The organism is Mycobacterium sp. (assembly GCF_046095365.1).
In the GTDB taxonomy this organism is placed as follows: domain Bacteria; phylum Actinomycetota; class Actinomycetes; order Mycobacteriales; family Mycobacteriaceae; genus Mycobacterium.
Window position 1 is genome coordinate 1 of sequence record NZ_JBJTJF010000210.1, and the last position, 25441, is coordinate 25441.

Here is a 25441-nt window from a genome sequence, read left to right on the forward strand (position 1 = left end):
CACCCGTCCCGGCCCCGGCGATACCGGCCGTGGTGGTGCCCATACCGATCCTCCCGCCCCGGCTGCCGGCGATATTCCAGATCCCGGTGCGCCCCACCCCGGCGACCGCCACGACCGCCACGACCGCTACGACGAGCGCCCCGCCGTCCGGCCCGTCGGCACCCGCCCCGTCCGCACCCGCCGCGGACACCGGGGCGACCGCCGGGGCCACCACGACCCAGCCGGCTGCCACCGCACCGTCGCCGACGGCTGCTGCGACCACGGGCAGCACAGCCGCGAGTTCCGGCGGGTCGGGCGACTCTGGCGGATCGGCAAGCTCATCGGAGGTGTCGACGACGATCGTGCTCCCGCCGGGGCCCCCCGGGGACTGACCCGAACGGCGTATTTTGAGGTCGTGGACACCGCGACGACCCTGATCGCCGAGAACATCGCCTTCGCCGAGCTGCTGCGCGACGCCGACCTCACCACACCGGTCCCGACCTGTCCGGACTGGACCCTCGACCAGCTGATGCGCCACGTCGGTCGAGGGGACCGCTGGTGCGCGCAGATCGTGGCCGAGCGGTCCGCGGACTACATCGACCCCCGCACGGTGCCCGACGGCAGACCGCCCGCCGACCGCGACGGACAGATCGCCTGGGTGCATGACGGTCCCCGCCGGCTGCTCGAGGCCGTCGCAGACGTCGGGGCCGAAACCCCGGTGTGGACGTTCCTCGGTCCCCGCCCGGCCGGGTGGTGGATACGGCGACGACTCCACGAGACGGCCGTGCATCGCGCCGACGCCGCCCTCGCGGTGGGCGCGGCGTTCCGGATCGACCCGGAGGTGGCGGCCGACGGCATCAGCGAGTACCTGGAACGGGTCGTCATCCGCGCCGGCGCCGAGGGTCCCGGTTGGGGCGACCGCCCCCTGGGCGACGGCCTGAGCCTGCACCTGCACGCCACCGACGCCGCGGGGGAGTGGACCATCCTGGGCCGGCCCGACGGGATAGCGGTGGACCACGAGCACGGCAAGGCCGCCGCGGCCCTGCGGGGACCGGCCCGCGATCTGCTGCTGGCCATCGTCCGCCGCTGCCGAGCAGCCGAGTTGGGCCTGGAGGTGTTCGGCGACCGCGCGGTGTGGGACACCTGGTTGGCCCGCACACCGTTTTAGCCCGGTACGTTGGTCGGTCATGAGCACTTCGGAAATCGCCACCGTCCTGGCCTGGCATGACGCCCTGAGCAACGCGGACCTGGGGACCCTGGCCGCGCTGTCCAGCGACGACATCGAGATCGGTGACGCCCATGGTGCGGCTCAGGGCCACGCCGCGCTACGGGAGTGGGCCAAGAACGCCGAGGCCACCGTCGAGGTCGGGGACATCTACTACCGGCACGGAGTCGTCGTGGTATCCGAGCGCATCACCCCGCTCTCGGATCCGGCGGATGTGCGCACCGCCGCGTCGGCGTTCCGGGTGGTCGACGATCAGGTCACGGCGGTGTTCCGTCACGACGACCTGGCCGCCGCCCTGGCCGCCACCGAGATGACCGACGAAGACCTGCAGGCCTGACCGTGCGAGGGATCATCCTGGCCGGCGGATCGGGAACCCGGCTGTATCCGGTCACCCGCGGCGTCAGCAAGCAGTTGCTGCCGGTGTACGACAAACCGCTGATCTACTACCCGTTGTCCACCCTGATGCTGGCGGGCATCCGCGACATCCTGGTGATCGTCACACCGCAGGACGAGTCGGATTTCCAGCGACTGCTCGGCGACGGCGATCACTTCGGGATAACGATCACCTACGCGGTGCAGCAGCGACCGGAAGGCCTCGCACAGGCCTTCATCCTCGGCGCCGATCACATCGGCAGCGGACCTGTCGCGCTGGTGCTGGGGGACAACGTCTTCTACGGACCCGGGGTTGGCACGAACCTGCGCAGGTTCCGTGAGATCGACGGGGGATGCATCTTCGCCTACTGGGTCGCCAACCCGTCTGACTACGGTGTGGTCGAATTCGACTCGGAGGGAAGGGCGTTGAACCTCGAGGAGAAGCCGGCGACTCCGAAGTCCAACTACGCCGTCCCGGGCCTGTACTTCTACGACAACGACGTCGTCGAGATAGCCCGGTCACTGCGTCCCTCGGCGCGCGGCGAGCTGGAGATCACCGACGTCAACAAGACCTACCTGAACCAGGGCAGGCTCTCAGTCGAGGTGCTGCCCCGCGGCACGGCCTGGCTGGACACCGGTACCGTCGATTCGCTGCTGGAGGCCGGCAATTTCGTCCGCACCATCGAGGCGCGGCAGGGCCTCAAGGTGGCCTGCCCGGAGGAGATCGCCTGGCGGATGGGATTCATCGACGACGACCAACTGGCGCAACGGGCGCAGGTGACGCTCAAGTCCGGCTACGGTCGGTACCTTCTGGAGCTTCTGGACCGACGCTAGGAGTCGCCAGGGCCACCGCGATGGCGGTCGTCAGTGGTACCGACAGAGCCAACGCGATGCCGCCGACCGCGGATCTGGCCACTTCGGTCGCCACGCTCTCACTGGTCAGCACATCGGACAAGGAACGGTTGGCGACGCTCAGCAGCAACAGCAGCGGAAGCGAACTGCCGGCGTAGGCGAAAACCAGTGTGTAGACCGTACTGGCGATGTGGTCGCTGCCAACCCGCATCGCCCGCAGGAACACCTGCCTGCGCGAAGCGTGGCCGAGGTTGGCCAACTCGAAGACCGTCGAGGCCTGAGTCACGGTGACATCATTGAGTACGCCGAGCGAACCCACGATGAACCCGGCCAGCAGCAGACCTTCGATCGAGATGTTCCCCAGGTAGGCGGCCACCTCGTTGCTACGGTCGTCGGACAGGCCCGTCAGATGGGTGAGATCAATTGCAGCCCAGGACAGTACGGCGGCCAGAAGCATCGAGGTCAAAGTGCCGAGCAGCGCGGCACTGGTGCGGAGACTGACGCCGTGGGCGAGGTAGATCACCGCGAACAGGATCGCCGACGAGGCGACCAATGCGACCGGCATCGCCGGCGAACCGTCCCGCAGCGCGGGGAGCATGAATGTCAGTAGCACCACGAAGGCAACGACGATGCCGATCAACGATCGCAGGCCGCGCCAGCGTGCGACCGCGACTGTCACCACCGCGAACAGCGCTGCGAGCAGCGCCAGCGGCCAGCGGCGTTCGTAGTCGTAGAACCCGTACGTGGTGGCGCCCTCCCGGCTCACCTGCCGAAAGATCCGAATCGCATCCCCAGCTGCCAGCTTCGGCTGTCCCGGGCCCGGCGAGAACTCCAGTAGCGTGCTCGCGCCGCTGTTCGGCCCGGAGTCGATCGCGACCAGCGCCTGAACGCAGGTCCCGCCGCCCCCGGAACCGGGGAAGGGTGCTCCAGTCAGGACCTGACCGGCTGAAGGGCTGCCGCACTCGGCGATCGCCGTGGCCGTCACGCGCCCTCCCTGTGTGGTCACGGACCCGCCCTCGGCATTCTGGAACGGCAGTGGGATGTCGACCTTCGCCCCCGAGGGCCACAGCAGCGCGGCGCCGACAATCACCGCGAGTCCGATGGCGATCAGCGAACCGACGACTATCCGGGCGGCTATCGGTCCCAGGCGGACGGGGCCACCGTGGGAATGGGAATGCGGGTGGCTCACCGGCTACTGCCGGTAGCTCGCCAGGAAGTTACCCAGTCGCTCGATGGCGTTGGCGAGATCGCGCGACCACGGCAGCGTCACGATCCGCAGGTGGTCCGGTGCCGGCCAGTTGAAGCCGGTGCCCTGCGTGACCAGGATCTTCTCGTCGAGCAGCAGGTCCAGGACCAGCTTCTCGTCGTCGACGATGTCGTGCACCTCGGGGTCCAGCCGAGGGAAGACGTACAGCGCGCCCTGGGGCTTGACGCAGGAGACGCCGGGAATCTCGTTGAGCTTCTCCCATGCGACATCCCGCTGTTCGAGCAGGCGGCCGCCCGGAAGCACCAGGTCGTCGATGCTCTGGTGGCCACCGAGTGCGACCTGAATCGCATGCTGCGCAGGGACATTCGGGCACAGCCGCATGTTGGCCAGCAGACTGATGCCCTCGATGAAGCTGGTTGCGTGGTCACTCGGGCCGGTGATCACCAGCCATCCCGACCGATACCCGGCCACCCGGTAGGCCTTGGACAGACCGTTGAAGGTCAGGCACAACAGATCCGGGGCCAGTGTGGCCAGGCTGACGTGGTGGGCGTCGTCGTAGAGGATCTTGTCGTAGATCTCGTCGGCCAGCAGCAGCAGCTGGTGCTTGCGAGCCAGATCGACCAACTGCCCCAACACGTCCCGGCTGTAGACCGCGCCGGTCGGGTTGTTCGGGTTGATCACGACCATGGCCTTGGTGCGCGGGGTGATCTTGGATTCGAGATCGGCCAGGTCGGGTTGCCAGCCGTTGGTCTCGTCGCACAGATAGTGCACCGGGGTCCCCCCGGCCAGTGACGTCGAGGCCGTCCACAGCGGGTAGTCCGGTGCCGGGATGAGCACCTGGTCGCCGTTGTCCAGCAGGGCCTGCAGGGTCATGGTGATCAGTTCGGAGACCCCATTGCCGAGGAACACCGAGTCCACGTCGAACCGCGGGAAACCGTCGACGAGTTCGTAGCGGGTGACCACCGCCCGGCGGGCGGACAGGATGCCCTTGGAATCCGAGTAGCCCTGGGCGTTGGGAAGCGCCTGGATCATGTCGCGCATGATCACGTCGGGTGCTTCGAAGCCGAACGGCGCGGGGTTGCCGATGTTGAGCTTGAGGATGCGGTGACCTTCGGCCTCCAGCCGTGCCGCGTGGTCGTGCACCGGGCCGCGGATCTCGTAGAGGACGTCCTGCAGCTTGGTCGACTGCGCGAAGGTCCGCGGCCGCGGGTGGTGGCTGGTGGGATGCCACGGCAGCTGGTGGGTGGTCACGCCGTCGATTCTCCCACGGGGGTTCAACCCGATTTCCAGTCACAGCTCGCGATCGGTTTCGACACATGCCGGACACGACCCTCAAATTCGCACCTCAGGGCCTGTTAACTTCGCATCATCAGCCACAGGAGGCACACCGAAATGAACCGTGTAGGCACCCGCGCACTGGCCGTCTCAGGCGCCCTGGCGGCGGCGGCCGCGCTGGGCTCCCTGCCCGCTGCCCATGCCGCCAACGGCACGCTCAACGGCAAGTATGCCGTGGCAGGGGGCTCCGATCAGTTCTTCGTGACGGCGTCGTCGGCGTGCCCGGCCGCGGTCGAGGGATGCACCGCCAGCCTGGTCAGCAACCGCGGATGGACCAGCGTGGCCACACTGACCAACGGCCGGTGGACCTACAGCGTGACCAAGCCCGACGGGGTGATCTGCGGTGACGGCAACTACGCCGACGTCGTGATCCGCTACGCGGTCGATGCCGCCACCCTGACCGGCACGGTCACGGCGGACTCCAACGGGGAGTGCCCGGGCGGCCAGGTGACCCAGGCGCCGATTCAGCTCACCCAGGTCGGCTGACGACCCGCGTTCAGCCGCGCTTACCCGGCGGGCGGGCCCCCTTGGCGATGCCCAGCCCCTTGGCCGGCGTCTGCTGTGCGGCCCCGTCGCCGGGGTCCGCGGACGGCACAGCGGGCGCCGCCGGCACGGGCGCGGGGTCCGTGGCGGTCCCGGCCGCCGGGGCTGCGGCCGCAGGAGCCGCCTTCTTGGCGCCGGGTCGCTTGGCGCCCGCCGCCATTCCGAGGCCCTTGACCGGCTGAGCCGGGGCGGCCGGCGCGTCCGGCGCAGGTTCGGCGGGCGCGACCGGCGCGGTCTCGGCCGCGGGTGCCGCGGGCTCGGCGGCCTTCTTGGCACCCGGGCGCTTGGCCCCGGCTGCGATTCCCAATCCCTTTGCCGGTGCGGCCGGTGCGGCCGGTGCCGCCGCCGGCGCGGCCGCCGGGGCGGGTGCCGCCTGGGCGGCCGGGACCGGTTGCGGCTCCGGAGCCGGCTTGGGCGCGGCCGGCTTGATCGCGGGTGCCGACGCGGCGGCGAGCCTGGCCGCGGCGCCCTTCTCCGGAAGTGTCAGGGCGCTGCGGTCCAGCGAGCCGAGCAGCATCTGGGCGACGTCGAGCACCTCGACCTCCTCGGCCTTGCCGCGATCGCCGACACCGTCGGAGAGCATCACCCGGCAGAACGGGCAGCCGGTGGCGATGGTCGTCGCGTCCAGCGTCAGCGCCTCGTCGACCCGCTCGTGGTTGACCCGCTTGCCGAGGTGTTCCTCCATCCACATACGTGCACCGCCGGCGCCGCAGCAGAAACCTCGGTCGGCGTGCCGCGGCATCTCGGTGAGGGTGGCACCGGCTGCGCCGATCAGCTCCCGCGGGGCCTCGTAGACCTTGTTGTGCCGTCCGAGGTAGCAGGGGTCGTGGTAGGTGATGGTGCCGCCGCTCTGGCCGTTGGTCGACGTCACCGGCACCAGCTTCTTGTCGCGCACCAGCCGGTTGAGCAGCTGGGTGTGGTGTACCACGGTGTAGTTGCCGCCGACCTGCGGGTACTCGCGGCCAAGGGTGTTGAAGCAGTGCGGGCAGGTGACGACGACCTTGCGGTCCACCCGCTCGACACCGGAGAACAGTTCGTTGATGGTCTCGACGTTCTGAGAAGCCAACTGCTGGAACAGGAACTCGTTGCCGGAACGCCGTGCCGAGTCGCCCGTGCAGGTCTCGCCGTCGCCGAGCACCAGGAACCTCACCCCTGCGGCCGAAAGCAGTTCGGCGACGGCCTTGGTGGTCTTCTTGGCGCGGTCGTCGAGAGCGCCGGCGCACCCCACCCAGAACAGGTACTCGAAGCCGGCGAAGGACTCGACGTCCTTACCGAAGACCGGGACGTCGAAGCTGACCTCGTCGATCCAGGTGAGCCGTTCCTTGCCGTTCTGGCCCCACGGGTTGCCCTTGCTCTCGAGGTTCTTGTAGAGACCGCTCAATTCGGAGGGGAACTCCGACTCCATCATCACCTGGTAGCGGCGCATGTCGACGATGTGGTCGATGTGTTCGATGTCCACCGGGCACTGCTCGACGCAGGCGCCGCAGGTGGTGCACGACCACAGCACGTCGGGGTCGATCACGCCGAGCGCCGCGGCATCGCCCACCAGCGGCCGGGTGGCCTGCAGCGGGGAGTCGGCGGGAACCCGTTCGAAACCGGACTCCGGAACGTGGTGGGGGTCGTCGGGCCCGATCTCCAGGCCGCCTTCGGTGTCCGCGACATCGTTCGGCTGCCCGAAGATGTAAGGGGCCTTGGCGAACAGGTGGTCGCGCAGGTCCATGATGACGATTTTGGGCGACAACGGTTTTCCGGTGTTCCACGCCGGACATTGGGACTGGCAGCGGCCGCACTCGGTGCACGTGGTGAAGTCCAGGTAGCCCTTCCAGGTGAAGTCCTCGATCTTGCCGCGGCCGAACACCGCGTCCTCGGCGGGATCCTCGAAGTTGATGTAGGAGCCCTTGGACTCCATCGGCAGCAGCGGGCCGAGCGCGTTGGGCAGCCGCTTGAACGTGACGTTCAGCGGCGCCAGGCCGATGTGCAGGTGCTTGGAGTGCAGCACGATCAGCGAGAAGACCAGCATCACGCCGATGTGCAGCAGCAGAGCCACGGACTCCAGGATCTCGTTGGCGTGAACGCCCAGCGGCTTGAGGAGCGCGGCCATGCCGTGGGAGAAGAACGCCGCCCCGCTGTAGGGGAAGTTGCCGGAGTTGACCGCTGCGCCGCGGAACAACGCATAGGTCCAGATGACGTTGAAGATCATGAACAGGATCAGCCAGGCGCCGCCGGTGTGCGAGCCGTAGAAGCGTGAGGAGCGGCCGTGCTCCTTGGGCTCGGAGCGAAGCCGGATGATCGCGAAGGTGATGATGCCGATCAGCACCGCGACGGCGAAGAAGTCCTGCAGGAAGCCGAGGATGCCCCATTTGCCGACCACCGGGATGTGGAACTTGGGGTCGAACAGGACGCCGTAGGCCTCCAGGTAGACCGAGGCAAGGATGAAGAAGCCCCACATGGTGAAGAAGTGCGCGACGCCGGGGATGGACCACTTGAGCAGTTTGGTCTGGCCGAAAACCTCTTTGACCTGGTTGCCGATGCGCTCACCGAGGTGGTTCTTGCGGCCGCGCTCGTCGGCCGTGCGCTGACCCGAGCTGATGAGTTTGGTCAGGTACCTGACCCGTTTGAGCGCGAACACTCCGACGATGGCCGTCATGGTCAGACCGATGATCAGCCGGATGAGAGTCTGCGTTTCCACGACCTACCTCTTCGCGATTGGTGGACGTCCCATAGTCGCACCCTGAGCCGCTGTCGTGCGAGCCAGGTCGGCTAAAACCCGTGGTTTTGCCCGCCGGTCGGGTGGCGCCGAGGCACTTCCTACTCCTACTCCGGCGGCGCCGGTTTGTCGGTAGGTGCCTCGTTGGGGATGACGGCCTGGGTCGTCACCGGGGGTGCGGCCGTCGTCGTCAGGGTGGCCTGGGTCGGCGTCGGCGCGGCCGTCGTCGTGGGGGGAGCCGCGCTGGTGGTGGCCGTCGTGGTGCGTGTCGTGGTGGTTGTCGTCGTCGGCGTGGTTGTCGTCGTTGTCGGCGTGGTCGTGGTCGTGGTTGTTGTCGTGGTTGTTGTCGTGGTGGTGGGTGTGGTGGTGGGTGTGGTGGTGGGTGTCGTGGTTGTTGTCGGGGTGGTGGTCGTGGTGGCGGACGGTGCGGGGCTCGAGGTCGCCGCCGAACCCGTTGGGGCCGCGGTGGTCGCCGGGGCCGGCGACGACCCGCTGCCGGTGCCCTGGTCGGGCGGGCTCACCCGGGTGGTGGTCGTCGACGGTGTGCTCCGGCTGTCGGTCAGCGACAGCGCCAGCCCGCCGACCCCGGCGGCGGCCAGGGCGGCGGCGATGCCCAACAGCAGAGCGGGTCGCCGGTACCACGGTGGTGCCGGGGCGATCGCGACGGTCTCGCGGTCGTCCGGTTCGAACTCCACCGCCGGACGCCCGGTGGCCGGCGTGGCGCTGGCGTAGCGGCCCGGCGGGTAGTACTCCCCGGCGTAGGGCACTGGCTCTCCGGCGGCATCCTCCCCCTCGGACCAGGCCAGGGCGCGGTAGGTCGCCGACGGCGATCCGTCGGTGGCCGATTCGGTGGCGGCCTGCCCCGCCGCCCCGGTCGCCCACGCGGCCGGATCCAGACTGGTGGGTGCGTCGGCGGCGGTGGGTGTGATCGCGGTCGGTTCGCCGGTGCGCCCGCGCGAGGCCAGCCCGGCCGCACCCGTCGCGGCGGCCAGCCCGGGCGCGGGGTCGACGACCACCGGTACGCGCAGCATCTGCGACAGCTGGTGACTGATCGCGGGGATCGCCGCACCTCCGCCCACGAGGGCGACCGCGGCGAGATCGCTGGCCGGAATCCTGTTGCGCTCCAACGTATCTCCGAGTGCATCCAGGAACTCGGCGAAAGGAGCGGCGATCAGACCGTTCAGCTCGGCGCGGGTGAGCCGGACATCACCCCGGTAGCCGGGCAGGTCGACCGTTACCACCGTCTCGGTTTCGGCGGACAGTCTCTCCTTGGCCAGCCGGCATTGCTCGCCCAGCCGGTCGAGCGCGCCGACGGCGGTGGTGGCGCCGGTGTTGTCCGCGGTGCGGATCCCGGCCAGCAGGTGGTCGAGCACCATCCGGTCGACTCCGTCGCCGGAGAAGCCGGTGAAGCGCATCGTCGGGCCGATCGGCGACAGCCCTGCGCCGGCGTCGGCCAGGGTGATCGACGACCCGCCGGCGCCGAGGTCGCACAGCGCCACCACTCCGCGGCCGGGCAGGCCCGGGAAGGCCTGCAGCGCGGTCAGCGCGGCCGCGGCGTCGGAAACGACCACCGGTTCGGCCCCGCCGGCCGACAGCGCCGGGGCTCGTCGCAGCGCACCGCGCAGCCGGGTGACAGCCGTGGCTTCCCAGTGCCCGGGCACCGCCACCGCCACCGCGGTGGGCGGGCGGTCCCCGCCGGCCGCTCGGGCCAGTTCGTCCAGCGCGCCCGCGAGCCGGGCCGCGTCGTCGGCGCCCGGCAGCGGGGACCGCCGGCGGATCGGCTCCCGGCCCGGGCGGACCGCCATCAGATTGGCCGTCCCTATCGAGAGCCCCAGAGGGCCGTTCACGCGCATCTCCCTTCCAGGCCGGTGCCGCTCGCTAGCCGGCCGGGGTCTGCTCCCGCGGCGTCGGACGCGGCAGCGTCGGGAAGGTGAACACGGGCCTGGTCGTCGTCTCGGTGACGGTGGTGACCGAGGTGCTGATGCTGGTGGTCGTCGACGGGGTGGGCGTCTCGGTCGTGGTCGGCGCCGACGAGGTCGTCGGCGCCACGGTCGTCGTCGGCGGCGGTGGGGGCGGCGGAGCGACGCTGGACGTCGAGGGCTGTGCGGTGCTCTGCTCGGTCGGGACGGGCCGGGAGGCGGAGGACGTGACCGGAGCCGACGATGACGAGGGTGCGGTGACGCTGCTCGAGGTGGCGCCGGGGCTCGGTGTGTTGCCGGAATTGGTGAACTTCACCACGGCATAGACCAGCAGGGCGAGTAGCGCGGCCGTCAGCACGCCCAGACCGACGAGGAAGGCGGGCCGCTGGTGCCAGGGCGGCGGCGGCGGGGCGACCGGCGCCTGGTAGTGGCCGTAGCCGGTGGGTGCAGGCTGGTGACCGGCCGGTGGGCCGTACTCGCTGTAGGCCTGGCCGCCGGTTCCGCCGTAGTTGGCGTACTGGGTCGGCTCGTTCTCCGGGTAGTTGCCCGGATCGTCGGGGAAGGGGTGACGAGACACGTGGTCCGATCCTAGTGCGCGGCCGGGAAGCGGGGCATGACCTCGGTGGCGAACAACTGCAGATGGTCGAGGTCGGAGAGGTCCAGCAGCTGCAGATACACCCGCTGCACGCCGGCCTCGGCGAACTGTTCGAGCCGGCCGGCGATCTGGTCGGGGGTGCCCGCCAGCGGAGAGTTCGCGCGCAACTCGTCGAGCTCGCGGGAGATCGACGCCGCCCGGCGGGCCAGCTCGGATTCGTCGCGGCCGGCGCACACCGCGAAGGCCGCCGAATAGGTGATGTCGGCGGGGTCGCGGCCGGCCTCGGTCAGCGCGGCGCGGACCCGGGCGTACTGCAGGCGGACGAAGTCCAGCGTGGGGAAGGCCGCGTTGAACTCCGCGGCGAACCGCGCCGCCAGTGCCGGGGTGCGCCGGGGTCCGCCCCCTCCGATGATGATCGGCGGGTGGGGGCGTTGCACCGGCTTGGGCAGCGCGGGGGAGTCGGCGATGGTGTAGTGCGCGCCGGCGAAGTCGAACCTCTGGCCTGCCGGTGTGGCCCACATTCCGGTGATGATCTCGAGTTGCTCCTCGAGTCGCTCGAAGCGCTCGCCCAGGCCCGGGAACGGAATCCCGTAGGCCAGATGCTCGGCCTCGAACCAGCCCGCGCCGATCCCGAACTCGACCCGGCCGCCGCTCATGGCGTCCACTTCGGCCACCGAGATCGCCAGCGGGCCGGGGTAGCGGAAGGTCGCCGAGGTCACCAGGGTGCCCAGTCTGATGGTGGCGGTCTCCCGGGCGATCCCGGCCAGGGTCACCCAGGAATCGGTCGGGCCCGGCAGGCCGTCGCCGCTCATCGCGACATAGTGATCCGAACGGAAAAACGCTGAGAAGCCCAGGGATTCGGCGGCGCGAGCCACCGCAGCCTGCTGGTCGTAGGTGGCGCCCTGCTGCGGTTCGACGAAAACGCGGAAGTCCACCTCGGTGAGCCTAGGGCAGATCAGAAGAAGTCGACGCGCTCGGTGCTGACGAACATGCCGTGCCCGGTGTCGTCGTTGGTGAAGTTGGTGCCGCTCTCCTCGGCGACGATCGTCCAGCCCACCGCGTGATAGGTGTCGTAGTCGATCGTCGTGGTGGGCATCGCCCCGAGGTTGCCCAGCACCCACCGGTTGCTGCCGCTGGCCGAAACCTCCACGCCCGTCGCGTTCTCGCCCTCGATGAGGGGCGAGTCGGTGAATTCCGATTCGCAACCGACGGTGTCGGCGGATATCTGGCAGCGGGTCCGGCCGGACCTGGTCTCGATGTAGACGTAGCCGTTGGCGTTGGGCTCGAGCGTCTGCCCGCCCGAGGGCTGTGTCGCGGTGCTGCTCGGCGGAGCTGACTCGGTGGTCGGGATGGTCGGGACGGTGGGGCGGGTGGTGGGGAACTCCGGCTCGCCTGCTCCGCATCCCGGACAGGTGGCGACCCCGTCGACGGTGCTGCCGCATCCGGCCACCACCGCGGTCATCAGGCAGGCGGCGGCCAGACCGACCCGAAGGCCGAGTCCGTGGGAGATGCGCACGAGACCAGACTACGTAACCAGTGACTGGAGTTACGGGAGTGACTCGCAGGGTGTCATCTGACGGTGACATCCGCGGTGAAGGTCCAGGCGTCCTTCTCGCCGCCCGGCCACGGCCGTCCGTAGCTGGCGGTCACCGTCGAGGTCCCCGGACCCACGGCCTGCAGCATCCAGACGTCGCTACCCGGCGCCCCCGGCATGTTCTGCCCGGGTGCCAGCGCCTCGTGTCCGCTCTGCGCCAGGACCTTGGGGTCGGAGATCTGCATCTGTTCGGACCACCGGTAGCCGGTTGAGGCGTTGGAGCCCAGACTCACCTGCAGGTAGTCCCCTACGGCGAGCGTCACGGTGCGGTTGATCTTCTTCTGACTGAGTAGCTCGTCGTAGGGAATCCGGATCGTGGTGGTCTGCGGTCCGGACTTGGGCGTCTCGGCCTTGCCCGCGCAGGCCATCAACGGCGCCGTTGTGATCAGCGCCGTCGCCAGCAACCGACGACTCATGACCGTCTCCTTCCGAAGAACTCCCGTGTCCGTAGCAGATAGGACGGTATCCGCCTGGCCGGGACCGGGCACGGCCAGTCATCGGAACGGTAATACGCGTCGGAACCGCCGTCGACGAAAACCACACTGCCGCAGAGGAAGTCCGCGGACTCCGACAGCATGAACACCACCCAGTCGGCGAGTTGACCCGCATCACCGAATCCACCGATCGGAACCGGGAAGCGGCGAATGTTCTTCTCCTCCGCCGGGTTGGCGAGTTGGCGCTCAAGAAGCGGCGTCATGACGGCGCCGGGGGCCAGCGCGTTGAGCCGGATTCCGGCACCGGCCCACTGCGATGTCACGGCGTTGCGGCGCACCCACCGGCTGACCGCGATCTTGGAGGCGGCATAGGCCATCGGCGGCGCCGCAGGGCCGAGCAACCTGTAGGTGCGCAGCGCCTTCTCGGCGTCCCCGGCCAGCAGTGCCCGCACGGCGCGCCCGGGGACCGCCGGGACGGTGGTGGTCGAATTGCTCGAGAAAACCACTGCTTTGGCGCGTTCCGCAGCCGCCAGCGCCGGCCGCCAGGCCGTCAGCAGGTCCACTACGCCGAAGAAGTTGACCTCGGTGATCATCCGCTCGGCGCCCTTGGTGGGGCCCAGGCCCGCGGCCAGGACCGCGCCGTCCAGCTTTCCCCCGCTCGCGGTGAGTACGGCCTCTGCGGCGGTGCGGCGGCCGGCGGCCGTCGACAGGTCAGCCGGTATGTCGGCATTCCTGATGTCCACCGTGATGACGGTGTCGCCGCGCCCGCGCAACCGGTCGACGACCTCCCGGCCCATGCCGGAGGCGGAGCCGGTCACCGCGTAGCTGGCCACGGTCGAAGTATGGCGCAGGCCGACCCGGGCGGCGAACTACCCTGCGTTGTCATGGAGTTCGACATCAACAACTTTCGGCTGGACGGAAAGGTCGCGGTCGTCACCGGGGCAGCCGCCGGAATCGGCAACGCGATAGCCGAACTGTTCGCCTCGGCCGGAGCGTCGGTCGTGGTGAGTGACCTCGACGGCGACGCCGCGGCGGCGGCGGCCGGGGTGATCAGATCTGCCGGCGGCAGCGCGACCGGTCTGGCGTGCGACGTCACCGATGAGAGCGACCTGACCGAACTGACCGACCGCGCGGCCGGGGAGTTCGGCGGCGTGGATGTTCTGGTGAACAACGCCGGGGGTGGGGGCCCCAAACCCTTCGACATGCCGATGCCGGACTTCGAGTGGGCATACCGGCTCAACGTCTTCTCGCTGTTCCGGTTGACCCAGTTGTGTGCGCCGCACATGCGTCGCCGGGGCGGTGGCGCGGTGCTCAACATCAGTTCGATGGCCGGGGAGAACGCCAACGTCGGCATGGCGTCGTACGCGTCGTCGAAGGCCGCGGTCAACCACCTGACCCGAAACGTCGCCTACGACCTCGGGCCGATGGGGATCCGGGTGAACGCGATCGCCCCCGGTGCGGTCAAGACCCATGCGCTGTCCACCGTGCTGACACCCGAGATCGAGGGCAGGATGCTGAGCGGGACCCCCCTGGGCAGGCTGGGCCGTCCGACGGACATCGCCTACGCGGCACTGTTCCTGTGTTCCCCTGCGGCGGCATGGGTCAGCGGTCAGGTGCTGACCGTCAGTGGCGGCGGTGTGCAGGAACTCGACTAGCGAAAGGCCAGGTACGACAATGACATTCGATGCCTTCGCCGACTTCCGGATGGACGGCCACGTCGCGATCGTCACCGGCGGCGCCCAGAACATCGGTGAGGCGATCGCCCGGACGTTCTCCGGTGCCGGGGCCGATGTGGTGATCGCCGACCTCAACGCCGAGAAGGCGGCCCGCACGGCGTCGGCGATCTCCGCCGAGACCGGGGGCGCGGTCCTGGGCCTCGGTTGCGACGTGACCGAGGAAGCCGACATCGCTCGCGTTGTGGAGCACACCACCGACGCGTTCGGGGGCATCTCCACGCTGGTCAACAACGTCGGGTGGGGCCGGCCGTATCCGGATCCGCTGGACATCCCGGTCGAGGACATGGTGGACAGCTACAAGCTCAACTGCCTTGCGGCGGTGAGAATGACAGCCGCGTGCAGGCCGTACCTGCTGGAGGCGGACAACGCGACCGTCACCAACTCCGGCTCGATGGTCGGGGCGATGCCGGCTTTCGAGTTCCTCGCCTATTCGGCGGCCAAGGCCGCGCTCAACCACACCATGCTCGGCCTGGCGCACTACCTCGCCAGGCAGGTGCGGATCAACTCGGTCCTGATCGGCACGGTGCTGACGCCGGGCTATGCCGAGGTCGGTCTGGACGAGAAGGTCCAGCACGCGCTGGCCCACCCGAACAACCTCACCGGCCGAGCCGGCACGCCGCAGGACGTGGCCAACGCCTTCCTGTGGCTGGCCTCGCCGGCCGGCAGCTGGGTCAGCGGGCAGACCTTCCAGGTGGCCGGCGGCGGAGCCCGGGTGAAGATCCTGCCCGGCTAGCCCGACGCCGCGCTACAGCCAGAATTCGTTCATCGGTTCGGCGAACTTGTCGTTCTGGGTCAGCGTGGGAACGCCCAGCGCGTCCTCGACCATCCGCAGCAGGCTGTAGTGGTTGTACTGGGTGCCGGCGGTGAAGCTGCCGCCCCGCCAGCCGGCGTCGATCGCCGCCTGGTTCGGGATGAGGACGGTGACGATGTGATTGCCCTCGTTGCCGAACCCGAGCGAAAGGTTGTTGTTGTCCTCGTCGAAGGTCACCGCGATGACGGATCTGTCGGAGGACTTCCACGACGCCGAGTCCATGATCGCCGTCACGTTCTGGTCCACGAAAGCGTCCAGGGCCGGGACGTTGTACTGGTGTTTGGGATCGAGCTGGTTGAACACGAACTTCAGCACGCCTTCAAGATCGTCGACCGGCCCCTCGCCGTTGTTGGCCTCGTTGGGATCGACCCAGGCGTAGTTCGGGGTGGTCGCCGGCGACTGGAGGTCGATCAGCATCTGCTCGAGGGGAACCATGTGGTCGGTGAGGTTGGGATCGGCGGCGATCGACGTGAAAGCCGGGAACGGCGTCTCGTCGACGGCGTATTCCTCGGTGGCCACCAGGGGATCCCCGCCGGGGGCCAGTCCCTGCGCGTAGGCCTTCCACGTCTTGCCGGCGGCGACGAGGTTGGAGACCAGCGTCGTCGTCGCGTCGATGCAAGGCTCGGTGCAGTTGTAGGTGATGCCGAAGTTGTCGCCGCCGATCTGCGGGTAATAGTTCGGCAGGCTGCCGTGGGTCAGCGCGTAGTAGTTGTCGGCGAACCCGTAGTCGTTGATCAACTGATTCACGAAGGGCGCGTTGGGACTGCCGAGGATGTCGCTGTAGCCCTTGTTCTCCATGTAGAGCATGAAGAAGTGGTCCAGGCTCGGCGGCGTCGATGCGATCGGCTCCGGTGCGTCCGGCGCGGGAAGGCCGGCGCCGATGGTGAACGAGACGTTGTCGGCGAAGGCGTCGTTGTAGCCCGCGGCGAAGCCGTACTTGATCGGGTTCTTGTCGTCGAAGATCACATCGACCTGTGCGTAGCGGGTCCCGGCCGGAAGCACACCGGTGGTCGAGCGCTCGAGCAGGCTGATCCCGAAGCCGCGCTGCAGCCCGGTCACCGGCCCCACTGTCCCGGTCCCGAGGGACTTGTTGCCGGCATCCAGGAAGGTGACCTTCACCGATGCCCGCGACGGGTCGAAGCTGTAGCCGCCCAGCCAGCCGCTGAGGTTGTAGTTCACCGCGCCGCCGTCGATCGCCGCGCCGGCGGCCGACAGGTCGACGGTCTGGGAGATGGTGGAGTCCGCCACGTTGCCGCCGCCGAAGAACTGCGCGCCGCCGTCCGCCGGCCCGTTCTTGGACTTGGGGAAGCTCCAGATCGCGGGCAGGGTCGGCAGTGGCTTCGATATGCCCAACGGCATGATGACGCGCAGGGTGCCGTACCTGATCACCGTCGGCGTGCCGGTGACCGTCCAGCCGGGCATGCTCACCGCGCTGAAGCCGGACCCCGACGGGGTGCTCATCTCAGCGCCCGGGTTGACCAGAAGGTTGGGGCTCTGCTGACCGTTGGTCACGACTGCGGCCGGCCTGCCGCTTTTGACGATTCGATCGAGTTCGCCTCGCGCCCAGGCCAATACCGTGAACAGCAGCGGCGCCTGCCCCGGCGCGCCGCCGCTGCCGCCGCTGAGCAGCGGCGCCAGAGCCGAACCGAGGAACTGGGTGATGGCCTTCGTCGGCTGGACCCGGGTCGCTGCGGCCGCCGTGCGGGCGGCGGGCCGGTGAACAGTTTCGGGCGGAGCGGCCGCCGACCCGCTCACGACCGCCGCGGAAGCGGGTGGCGCCGGGACGGCAGCCGGCGCGGGTGCGGTCGTCACCGGACTTCCGACGGTGGCCGACGGTGCGGGCGCGGTCCGGGCGTACTTCGGCGCGACGAGCCGCGGTCCGGCCGGCGGGGTGCCATTGCGGCGGTTCCTGGCCGCGGCCCGCCCGGCGGGCACCGCGTCGGAAGCTGCCGCCGAGGCCGGCCGCGCACGGCGGACGGCGCGCGAGGGGCCTGCCGACGGGTTGGATCCGGCCGGCTCGGCCGTTGCCGACGTGGTGTCGGCGGCCGGTCCGGCGGTGTCGGCGAGCGCGGGGGCATCGGTGATCGCGTAGCCGATGCCCAGGGCGACGGCCAGCGTCCCCAGGCGGCCGATATGGCTGGCGTAACCCATCTTCGTTCCTTTCCCAGGAGACCCGAAGGCCGGTGCAGTCGGCTGAGAATAGAAGCCGGAGCGGTGCTGACTTTAGTGGCCTCTCAGGGGAACTCCCCCTTTTTCCGCCCGATCCGGGTGCCGGAGACGGTCGCCGATTAGGCGGGCCGGGGCGGGCGCACGGGGGGTAATCTGCCCGGCATGCGCGCCATCGAGGTATTCGCCGATGTGCTGTGCCCCTTCACCCACGTCGGTTTGCGCACCCTGGTCGACCGGCGTCGGGAACGTGGCCTGGACGAGCCCCGCCTGCGCATCAGGGCCTGGCCGTTGGAGTTGATCAACGGCAAGCCGCTCGACCCCGGCCACGTCGCCGCGGAGATCCTCGCCCTGCGAGCCTCGGTCCGCCCGGATCTGTTCAGCGGCTTTTCGGCCGGCGCCTTTCCGGGCACCTCGATGGCCGCCTTCGCGCTGACGGCGGCCGCGGCCCGTTCCGGCGACCCGGCGCTCGGCGAGGACGTCGGACTGGCGTTGCGCGACGCGGTGTTCGAGCGCGGCCTGGATGTCGGGCGGCCCGAGGTGGTTGCCACCGTGGCCGACCGGTTCGGGCTGACGCCGCTGGACCCCGAGTCGACCGATGCGGCCGTCCGCGCCGACTGGCAGGAGGGCAGGAAGCGCGGGGTCGTCGGTTCACCGCACTTCTTCGCTGCCGACGGCGCCGGGTGGTTCTGTCCGGGCCTTGCCATCAGCCGCGACGACGTCGGCGACTTCGTCGTCGCCTGGAAAGAGGGCAGCGCCGCCTTCATCGACAGTGTCCTGGAGAGGCAGGCCGATGACTGACACCCCCACCGCCGACGATCTGAGGCGCTGGCGCAAGCATCTGGCCAACGAGCGCGCCGAGGCGGCGGTGTACCGGGACCTCGCGCTCAAACCCGACGTTGAGGAGCGCGAGAACGTGTACGCCGTCGCCGCCGCCGAGGAGCGCCACGAACAGCACTGGCTGACGCTGTTGGGCGACCGGGTCGGAGCGCCGGTGCGGGCGGATCTGGGCACCAGGACGCTGGCGTTCATGGCCCGGCATTTCGGGTCGGTCTTCGTGCTTGCCCTGGTGCAGCGTTTCGAGGCGCGGGCCAGCTACGACCGCGACGTCGACGCCACCCCCACCATGGCCGCCGACGAGCAGATCCACGAGGAGGTCATCCGGGCACTGGCCGCGCGCGGCCGCGACCGGCTGTCGGGCAGCTTCCGGGCCGCGGTGTTCGGCGCCAACGACGGGCTGGTGAGCAACCTGGCGCTGATCCTCGGCGTCAGCGCCAGCGGGGTGTCCAGCCACACCGTTCTGGTGACCGGTCTGGCCGGACTGCTCGCCGGCGCGCTGTCGATGGGCGCCGGGGAGTACGTGTCGGTCAGTTCGCAGCGCGAACTGCTCGAGGCCTCGACGCCCAGTCCCAACGTCGGGTCGGCTCTGGTGCAACTCGACGTCGACGCCAACGAACTGGAACTGGTCTACCGCGCCCGGGGGATGAGCCCCGAAGAAGCCAGCGCACACGCCGCCGGCGTGCTCAGCGATCCGGCTTCGGGCGCGGGCGCCCACGCCGCGGCCGACGGGCGGCAGCACGACGCCATCGGCACCGGATTGGGCGCCGCACTGTCGAGCTTCCTGTTCTTCGCCACCGGTGCGATCATCCCGGTGCTGCCCTACCTCCTCGGCCTCGACGGCATGACCGCAGTCGTGGTGGCCGCCGTCCTCGTCGGTGTCGCGCTGCTGAGCACCGGGGTGATCGTCGGTCTGCTGTCTGGAGCCCCGCCTCTGCGGAGGGCGTTGCGGCAGTTGATGATCGGCTACGGGGCGGCTGCGATCACCTGGGTGCTGGGCCTACTGGTCGGCGGCGGTATGGGCTGACCGGGCGTCGGCGGTCACTGAGGATGGGTGGCCAGGTACGCGGCGACGGGACTCCGATCGGTTTCGGCGTACCCGAGGGGAAGCAGGACATCTCCGGCCGTCGTCAAGTAGTAGACCTCCCAGCGGTAGTAGCCGCCGAAGGCGCCCGGATCGTCGGCGAGAATGGCCGCGTAGTCGTTGACCGCGTTGACGTACTGGTTGGCGTGGTTGTAGGCGTACACCGCGCGGTTGCGGTCGGTGGCGAACCCGCTGGCGGCGAGGTAACGCCCGGCGGCCATGATCGACTGCCGGGGCGAGTTGACGTCACCGCCGTTTCCGTAGGCGGCCCACGTCTCGGGCATGAACTGCATCGGGCCCTGGGCGCCGGCGGTACTCAGGCCGGCGATGCTGCCGAAGCGTGTCTCGATCAGGTTGATCGCGGCCAGGTAGTTCCAGCCGACGCCGGTGGCGGCCTCGGCTTCGCGGTAGTAGCCGAGCAGGTCGCCGGCCGGCGCGGGCGCGATGAGTCGCCAGGCCGGCAGGGTGTCCCGCACCGGGGACATCGCGGCAAGCTGGCGCCGGGCATCGACGTTGCGGTCGTAGGTGGCGATCAGGGACTCGGGAATCCGGGGCCGGATGATCGCGTCCCAGCCCGGGTTGCGGCCGATGGCGCGGTAGGCCACCTGCTGGCGGCGGGCCGCGGCGACGAGGGCGTCCTCCGCGGTAGCGGGGTCGCGCAGTGCGCGCTCGTCGGCCACCAGGTCCGCGCCGATCTGCGCGGGATCCGCGGCGAGTTTCGGCTGAGCTCCCGCCGGGGCGTCCATCTTGGTCACCGGGGCGGCGGTGGGGCCGGGAGCAGCCGCCGGTCCGGCGCAGCCGGAGACGCCGAGCACCGCCGCGGCAAGGACGACGGAGACGACGGACGCGACGATCTTCCGGTTGCGGCCCATCCTCACCTGAAGCAATTTAGCCGAGTCCGGCCACTCCGGACCGTCGCCGCCGCGGCGCATCACTAATGTGTCCGGTGCAATGAGAATGTGTCCGGTGCAATGAGAGTGTGTCCGGTGCCATGAGTTCGCACTTCGCCGTCCTCGCCTCGCTGGCGCTGGCGATCTTCCTGAGCCCGGAGACCCTCGTTCTGGGCCTGATCGTCGCCGCCGACAAAAAGGTTCCGCGGCTGGCGGCCACCGCGTTCGCCCTCGGCGGCGTCCTGGGCATCGCCTTCGCCACCGGAATCGGGCTGTGGGTCGCGCACGCCTCGGGAGTGGATACCGCCGCCAGGCCGCACCACGGCTGGCCTGGCTTCATCCTGCGGGTCGCCATCGCTGCCGCGCTGCTGACCATCGGCGCCTACCGCGCCGTCAATGCCATCCGCAAGAAACCGATCTCCGACATCTCCAAGCCCGAGCAGAAACCCAGTCGGCTGGTTGCCGGCCTGACCCGGCGTTTCCCCAGCCTCGACATGAAGGCGGACCTGCCGGTGCCGCGCCGGGTCGGTCGCGCCGCCCTGGCCGGATTCGCCATGTGCGGGCTGCACCCCAAGGTCTTCCCGATCGCCATCGCCGCCGGCCATCAGATTCTGCAGATCACCAGTCCCGGCGAGCGCACGGCAGGCGTCGTGCTGTTCGCCGTCATCGCGGTGATTCCGGCGCTGCTGCCGGCGGTGATCGACTGGGTCAAGCCGGGTGCCACCGTCCGGATCAAGGACGGCTACGAGCGCGTCATGAAGGTGCACGGCCGGTGGATCACCGCGTTGCTGCTGCTGGGAGCCGGCACTTTCGTCGCCCTGGACGCGTTTCGCTCCATTCCCGGCCGCTAGGCCGGCGAGCGAAAAACCGGACCGGGAACAAATGCCGGACGGGCGCGGTTACCTCTTCTGACAACTTGAGTCATAGAGGCTCAACTGTTGGTTGACAGCGAATGCCGGTTCGGAGCAAGCTTGAGTCCGGTTCGCTCAGACCCCCCGTTCATCAGCAGTTTTTCTACCAGGAGGAATACACCATGGCTCGTGCGGTCGGAATCGACCTCGGGACCACCAACTCCGTCGTCTCCGTCCTCGAGGGCGGGGACCCTGTCGTCGTCGCCAACTCGGAGGGCGCCCGGACGACCCCATCGGTGGTCGCCTTTGCGCGCAACGGCGAAGTGCTGGTCGGCCAGCCCGCCAAGAACCAGGCGGTCACCAACGTCGACCGCACCATCCGGTCGGTCAAGCGCCACATGGGCACCGACTGGTCCATCGAGATCGACGGCAAGAACTACACCGCCCAGGAGATCAGCGCGCGCGTGCTGCAGAAACTCAAGCGCGACGCCGAAAGCTACCTCGGCGAGGACATCACCGACGCGGTCATCACCGTGCCGGCCTACTTCAACGACGCCCAGCGTCAGGCCACCAAGGAAGCGGGCCAGATCGCCGGGCTGAACGTCCTGCGCATCGTCAACGAGCCGACCGCCGCGGCCCTGGCCTACGGTCTGGACAAGGGCACCAAGGAGCAGACCATCCTGCTCTTCGACCTCGGCGGCGGCACCTTCGACGTCTCGCTGCTGGAGATCGGCGACGGGGTCGTCGAGGTCCGGGCCACCTCCGGTGACAACCACCTCGGCGGTGACGACTGGGACGACCGGATCGTCGAGTGGCTGGTCGACAAGTTCAAGGCCAGCGCCGGAATCGACCTGACCAAGGACAAGATGGCCATGCAGCGGCTGCGCGAGGCCGCCGAGAAGGCGAAAATCGAACTGAGCTCGAGTCAATCCACCTCGATCAACCTGCCCTACATCACCGTCGACGCGGACAAGAACCCGCTGTTCCTCGACGAGCAGCTGACCCGTTCGGAGTTCCAGAAGATCACCCAGGATCTGCTGGACCGCACACGCGCCCCCTTCCAGCAGGTCATCAAGGACGCGGGCATCTCGGTGTCCGACATCGACCACGTGGTGCTGGTCGGCGGCTCGACCCGCATGCCCGCCGTCTCCGATCTGGTCAAGGAGATGACCGGCGGCAAGGAGCCGAACAAGGGTGTCAACCCCGACGAGGTCGTCGCGGTGGGCGCGGCCCTGCAGGCCGGTGTGCTCAAGGGCGAGGTGAAAGACGTTCTGCTGCTTGACGTCACGCCGCTGAGTCTCGGAATCGAGACCAAGGGTGGCGTGATGACCAAGCTGATCGAGCGCAACACCACGATCCCGACCAAGCGCTCGGAGACCTTCACCACCGCCGACGACAACCAGCCGTCGGTGCAGATCCAGGTCTATCAGGGTGAGCGCGAGATCGCCGCGCACAACAAGCTGCTCGGCAGCTTCGAGCTGACCGGCATCCCGCCGGCGCCGCGCGGCGTGCCGCAGATCGAGGTCACCTTCGACATCGACGCCAACGGCATCGTCCACGTCACCGCCAAGGACAAGGGCACCGGCAAGGAGAACACGATCAAGATCCAGGAGGGCTCCGGCCTGTCCAAGGAGGAGATCGACCGGATGATCAAGGACGCCGAGGCGCACGCCGAGGAGGACCGCAAGCGCCGCGAGGAGGCCGACGTCCGCAACCAGGCCGAGTCGCTGATCTACCAGACCGAGAAGTTCGTCGCCGAACAGCGCGGAGCCGAAGGCGGTTCCAAGGTTCCCGAGGACACGCTGGTCAAGGTCGACGCGGCGATCGCCGAGGCCAAGACGGCGCTCAACGGCTCGGATCTCGGTGCGATCAAGTCCGCGATGGAGAAGCTCGGCAACGAGTCCCAGGCGCTGGGCCAGGCCATCTACGAGGCCGCCCAGGCCGAGCAGGCTGCCGGTGGAAGCGCAGGCGCGCCAGGCGGTTCCGGGGCCGACGACGTGGTCGACGCCGAGGTTGTCGAGGACGACCAGGAGAACCGGTGAGCTATCCGGAGGGCAGGGGCGAAGCGACTCGGGCACATCGCGAGGATGACCGCGACGAACCGGTGACGGTGACCGACAAGCGTCGGATCGACCCGCAGACCGGTGAGGTGCGTGAGGGTGCCGGCGGGCAGGAGCGAAGCGACCCGGGATCCGGCTCGGCCTCCGGTGCCGCTCCCCAGGGGGCGGCGCCGGGGGCGCCCGACAAGATCGCCGAACTCACCGCCGACCTTCAACGGGTGCAGGCCGACTTCGCCAACTACCGAAAGCGTGCGCTGCGTGACCAGGAGGCCGCCGGCGAGCGCGCCAAAGCCGTTGTGGTCAGCCAGCTGCTCGGCGTGCTCGACGATCTGGACCGGGCCCGCAGTCACGGCGATCTCGAGGGCGGCCCGCTGAGGGCGGTGGCCGACAAGCTGACCGCAGCCCTCAGCGGCATGGGCCTTGCCGAATTCGGCGCCGAAGGCGAGCCTTTCGACCCCTCGCTGCACGAGGCCGTGCAGCACGAGGGTGACGGATCGAACCCGGTGATCGGACGCGTCATGCGCAAGGGCTACAAGCTCGGTGAGTTCGTACTGCGCCCGGCCATGGTCGGCGTCGTGGACACCGTCGAGGTCACGGACTCGCACGACACGCCCGCGGGCGAGGGGCAGCACGGCGGGCAGAACGCAGAATCAGATCAGTAGTCGAACGGAGGAGGTGACGCGGCATGGTTCAACGGGAATGGGTTGAGAAGGATTTCTACAAGGTGCTCGGCGTCTCCTCCGACGCCAGCGATGACGACATCAAACGCGTGGCCAAGAAGCTGCTCGCCGAGAACCATCCCGACCGCAACCCCGACAACCCCAGGGCCGAGGAGCGGTACAAAGAGGTCGGGGAGGCCCGGGACGTGCTCACCGACAAGGCCAAGCGCAAGGAGTACGACGAAACCCGCCGGATGTTCGCCGGCGGCGGTTTCGGCCGGCGCTTCGGCGGTGGGGGAGGCGGCTACACCTCCTACGACGACGGCGGTGGTTTCAACCTCAACGACCTGTTCGGCCAGGCCGGCCAGGACGGCGGGGCGAACATCGGCGACCTGTTCGGCGGGCTGTTCGGCCGGGGCGCGCAGCAGCCCCGGACCAGCCGGCCGCGCCGCGGCAAGGACCTGGAAACCGAGACCGAACTGGACTTCCTGGAGGCCACCAAGGGCGTGGCCATGCCGCTGCGGCTGACCAGTCCCGCGCCCTGCACCAACTGCCACGGCAGCGGTGCGCGCCCGGGCACCAGCCCCAAGGTGTGTGCCACCTGCAACGGCTCCGGGATGATCAACCGCAACCAGGGTGCGTTCGGGTTCTCCGAACCGTGCACCGACTGCCGCGGCAGCGGGTCGATCATCGAGAGCCCGTGCGACGAATGCCGCGGCACCGGGGTGACGACCCGCACCCGAACCATCAACGTGCGGATCCCGCCCGGTGTGGAGAACGGCCAACGGATCCGGCTGGCCGGACAGGGCGAGGCCGGACTGCGAGGTGCGCCCTCCGGAGATCTGTACGTGACCGTCACTGTGCGCCCGGACAAGGTGTTCGGCCGCGACGGTGACGATCTGACGGTTTCCGTGCCGGTCAGCTTCACCGAGTTAGCCTTGGGCACAACACTTTCCGTGCCGACGCTGGACGGCAAGGTCGGAGTCAAGGTTCCGAAGGGCACCTCCGACGGGCGTATCCTGCGGGTCCGCGGGCGTGGTGTGCCCAAGCGCAGCGGCGGCTCGGGCGACCTGCTGGTGACGGTGAAGGTCGCGGTGCCGCCGAAGCTCGAGGGCGAGGCGCTCGAGGCGCTGGAGGCCTACGCGGCTGCCGAGAAGGCCAGCGGCTTCGACCCGCGCGCGGGCTGGGCGGGCAACCGGCCATGACAGCGGCCGAGGGTTCCCAGGCCCGAACCTTCCTGATCTCGGTGGCTGCGGAGTTGGCCGGCATGCACGCCCAGACCCTGCGCACCTACGACCGGCTCGGGTTGGTCAGCCCCGAGCGCAGCGCCGGCGGGGGGCGGCGCTACTCCGAGCGCGACGTCGCGCTGCTGCGGGAGATTCAGCGGCTCTCGCAGGACGAGGGCGTCAATCTGGCCGGCATCAAGCGGATCATCGAACTGTCCAATCAGGTGGAGGCGCTGCAGGCGCGGATCGCCGAGATGGCCGAGGAGCTGCGGCGCTCCAAGCCCCGCCGCGACCTGGCGGTGGTACCCAAGAGCACGGCCTTGGTGGTCTGGAAGCCGCGCCAGCGCTAGGGGGCGTCG

General features: G+C 69.4%; 25 protein-coding genes. 13 read left to right on the forward strand and 12 right to left on the reverse strand.

Annotated features, from left to right (window positions below; translation table 11 throughout):
* On the reverse strand, positions 1-262 hold a 262-nt coding region (locus ACKOQ4_RS16595; protein ID WP_526293686.1), incomplete at its 3' end, for a hypothetical protein.
* 132 nt (positions 263-394) lie between these two features.
* On the opposite strand from ACKOQ4_RS16595, the gene ACKOQ4_RS16600 reads away from it, so the two are divergent.
* From ACKOQ4_RS16600 to rfbA, 3 genes are read left to right on the forward strand one after another with little or no spacing between them, the layout of a single operon-like run.
* Positions 395-1147: a maleylpyruvate isomerase family mycothiol-dependent enzyme gene (locus ACKOQ4_RS16600; RefSeq protein WP_526293687.1), complete on the forward strand. Its 753-nt coding sequence runs from the start codon at positions 395-397 to the stop codon at positions 1145-1147.
* Positions 1148-1166: 19 nt separating this feature from the next.
* Positions 1167-1541: a nuclear transport factor 2 family protein gene (locus ACKOQ4_RS16605; RefSeq protein ID WP_526293688.1), complete on the forward strand. Its 375-nt coding sequence runs from the start codon at positions 1167-1169 to the stop codon at positions 1539-1541.
* 2 nt (positions 1542-1543) lie between these two features.
* Positions 1544-2410, forward strand: coding sequence for a glucose-1-phosphate thymidylyltransferase RfbA (gene rfbA / locus ACKOQ4_RS16610; protein WP_526293689.1), 867 nt, complete (start codon positions 1544-1546; stop codon positions 2408-2410).
* Here the strand turns inward: rfbA and ACKOQ4_RS16615 are convergent.
* Positions 2361-3617, reverse strand: a complete 1257-nt coding sequence (locus tag ACKOQ4_RS16615; RefSeq protein ID WP_526293690.1) for a YibE/F family protein — start codon at positions 3615-3617, stop codon at positions 2361-2363. The genes rfbA and ACKOQ4_RS16615 overlap by 50 nt on opposite strands.
* A gap of 3 nt (positions 3618-3620) precedes the next feature.
* Entirely contained in the window at positions 3621-4913 is a 1293-nt protein-coding gene (locus ACKOQ4_RS16620) for a pyridoxal phosphate-dependent aminotransferase (RefSeq protein ID WP_526293691.1), read from the reverse strand.
* 114 nt (positions 4914-5027) lie between these two features.
* Between ACKOQ4_RS16620 and ACKOQ4_RS16625 the strand changes: the two genes are divergently transcribed.
* Positions 5028-5456, forward strand: a complete 429-nt coding sequence (locus ACKOQ4_RS16625) for a hypothetical protein (protein WP_526293692.1) — start codon at positions 5028-5030, stop codon at positions 5454-5456.
* Between the two features lie 10 nt (positions 5457-5466).
* On the opposite strand, the gene ACKOQ4_RS16630 is transcribed toward ACKOQ4_RS16625, so the two are convergent.
* The 7 genes from ACKOQ4_RS16630 to ACKOQ4_RS16660 form a co-directional block, all read right to left on the reverse strand.
* Positions 5467-8202 carry a (Fe-S)-binding protein gene (locus tag ACKOQ4_RS16630; RefSeq protein WP_526293693.1) on the reverse strand — a complete coding sequence of 912 codons (2736 nt, stop codon included), beginning with the start codon at positions 8200-8202 and terminating at the stop codon, positions 5467-5469.
* A gap of 125 nt (positions 8203-8327) precedes the next feature.
* Complete coding sequence (locus tag ACKOQ4_RS16635) at positions 8328-10073, reverse strand: Hsp70 family protein (protein WP_526293694.1); 1746 nt, start codon at positions 10071-10073, stop codon at positions 8328-8330.
* A gap of 25 nt (positions 10074-10098) precedes the next feature.
* Positions 10099-10716 carry a hypothetical protein gene (locus ACKOQ4_RS16640; RefSeq protein ID WP_526293695.1) on the reverse strand — a complete coding sequence of 206 codons (618 nt, stop codon included), beginning with the start codon at positions 10714-10716 and terminating at the stop codon, positions 10099-10101.
* Between the two features lie 11 nt (positions 10717-10727).
* Positions 10728-11669, reverse strand: coding sequence for an LLM class F420-dependent oxidoreductase (locus ACKOQ4_RS16645; protein ID WP_526293696.1), 942 nt, complete (start codon positions 11667-11669; stop codon positions 10728-10730).
* A 20-nt stretch (positions 11670-11689) separates the two neighbouring features.
* Positions 11690-12196 carry a hypothetical protein gene (locus ACKOQ4_RS16650; RefSeq protein ID WP_526293734.1) on the reverse strand — a complete coding sequence of 169 codons (507 nt, stop codon included), beginning with the start codon at positions 12194-12196 and terminating at the stop codon, positions 11690-11692.
* A 107-nt stretch (positions 12197-12303) separates the two neighbouring features.
* Positions 12304-12744: a protease inhibitor I42 family protein gene (locus tag ACKOQ4_RS16655; RefSeq protein ID WP_526293697.1), complete on the reverse strand. Its 441-nt coding sequence runs from the start codon at positions 12742-12744 to the stop codon at positions 12304-12306.
* On the reverse strand, positions 12741-13595 hold the full coding sequence (locus tag ACKOQ4_RS16660; protein WP_526293698.1) for an SDR family oxidoreductase: 855 nt from the start codon (positions 13593-13595) through the stop codon (positions 12741-12743). Before ACKOQ4_RS16660 ends, ACKOQ4_RS16655 begins: the two co-directional genes overlap by 4 nt.
* Before the next feature lie 51 nt (positions 13596-13646).
* Between ACKOQ4_RS16660 and hdhA the strand changes: the two genes are divergently transcribed.
* Both hdhA and ACKOQ4_RS16670 read left to right on the forward strand, forming a co-directional pair.
* Complete coding sequence (gene hdhA / locus ACKOQ4_RS16665; protein WP_526293699.1) at positions 13647-14417, forward strand: 7-alpha-hydroxysteroid dehydrogenase; 771 nt, start codon at positions 13647-13649, stop codon at positions 14415-14417.
* A gap of 19 nt (positions 14418-14436) precedes the next feature.
* Entirely contained in the window at positions 14437-15231 is a 795-nt protein-coding gene (locus ACKOQ4_RS16670) for an SDR family oxidoreductase (protein WP_526293700.1), read from the forward strand.
* Between the two features lie 12 nt (positions 15232-15243).
* Here ACKOQ4_RS16670 and ACKOQ4_RS16675 read toward each other — a convergent pair whose 3' ends face one another.
* Positions 15244-17460, reverse strand: a complete 2217-nt coding sequence (locus tag ACKOQ4_RS16675; protein WP_526293701.1) for an alkaline phosphatase family protein — start codon at positions 17458-17460, stop codon at positions 15244-15246.
* Positions 17461-17640: 180 nt separating this feature from the next.
* Between ACKOQ4_RS16675 and ACKOQ4_RS16680 the strand changes: the two genes are divergently transcribed.
* Entirely contained in the window at positions 17641-18276 is a 636-nt protein-coding gene (locus tag ACKOQ4_RS16680; RefSeq protein WP_526293702.1) for a DsbA family oxidoreductase, read from the forward strand.
* A complete protein-coding gene (locus tag ACKOQ4_RS16685; RefSeq protein WP_526293703.1) occupies positions 18269-19339 on the forward strand; it encodes a VIT1/CCC1 transporter family protein in 1071 nt (356 codons plus the stop codon). Before ACKOQ4_RS16680 ends, ACKOQ4_RS16685 begins: the two co-directional genes overlap by 8 nt.
* A gap of 14 nt (positions 19340-19353) precedes the next feature.
* Here ACKOQ4_RS16685 and ACKOQ4_RS16690 read toward each other — a convergent pair whose 3' ends face one another.
* A complete protein-coding gene (locus ACKOQ4_RS16690; RefSeq protein ID WP_526293735.1) occupies positions 19354-20268 on the reverse strand; it encodes a lytic transglycosylase domain-containing protein in 915 nt (304 codons plus the stop codon).
* 107 nt (positions 20269-20375) lie between these two features.
* Between ACKOQ4_RS16690 and ACKOQ4_RS16695 the strand changes: the two genes are divergently transcribed.
* The 5 genes from ACKOQ4_RS16695 to ACKOQ4_RS16715 all read left to right on the forward strand — a co-directional run bounded on the left by ACKOQ4_RS16695 (position 20376) and on the right by ACKOQ4_RS16715 (position 25432).
* Positions 20376-21137, forward strand: a complete 762-nt coding sequence (locus ACKOQ4_RS16695; protein WP_526293704.1) for a GAP family protein — start codon at positions 20376-20378, stop codon at positions 21135-21137.
* Between the two features lie 182 nt (positions 21138-21319).
* Positions 21320-23179 carry a molecular chaperone DnaK gene (dnaK, locus tag ACKOQ4_RS16700; protein ID WP_526293705.1) on the forward strand — a complete coding sequence of 620 codons (1860 nt, stop codon included), beginning with the start codon at positions 21320-21322 and terminating at the stop codon, positions 23177-23179.
* Positions 23176-23859 carry a nucleotide exchange factor GrpE gene (grpE, locus tag ACKOQ4_RS16705; protein WP_526293706.1) on the forward strand — a complete coding sequence of 228 codons (684 nt, stop codon included), beginning with the start codon at positions 23176-23178 and terminating at the stop codon, positions 23857-23859. The genes dnaK and grpE overlap by 4 nt, the downstream gene beginning before the upstream one ends.
* 23 nt (positions 23860-23882) lie before the next feature.
* Positions 23883-25061 carry a molecular chaperone DnaJ gene (gene dnaJ / locus ACKOQ4_RS16710; protein WP_526293707.1) on the forward strand — a complete coding sequence of 393 codons (1179 nt, stop codon included), beginning with the start codon at positions 23883-23885 and terminating at the stop codon, positions 25059-25061.
* Positions 25058-25432: a heat shock protein transcriptional repressor HspR gene (locus ACKOQ4_RS16715; protein ID WP_526293708.1), complete on the forward strand. Its 375-nt coding sequence runs from the start codon at positions 25058-25060 to the stop codon at positions 25430-25432. The genes dnaJ and ACKOQ4_RS16715 overlap by 4 nt, the downstream gene beginning before the upstream one ends.
* The last annotated feature ends 9 nt before the right edge of the window (positions 25433-25441 follow it).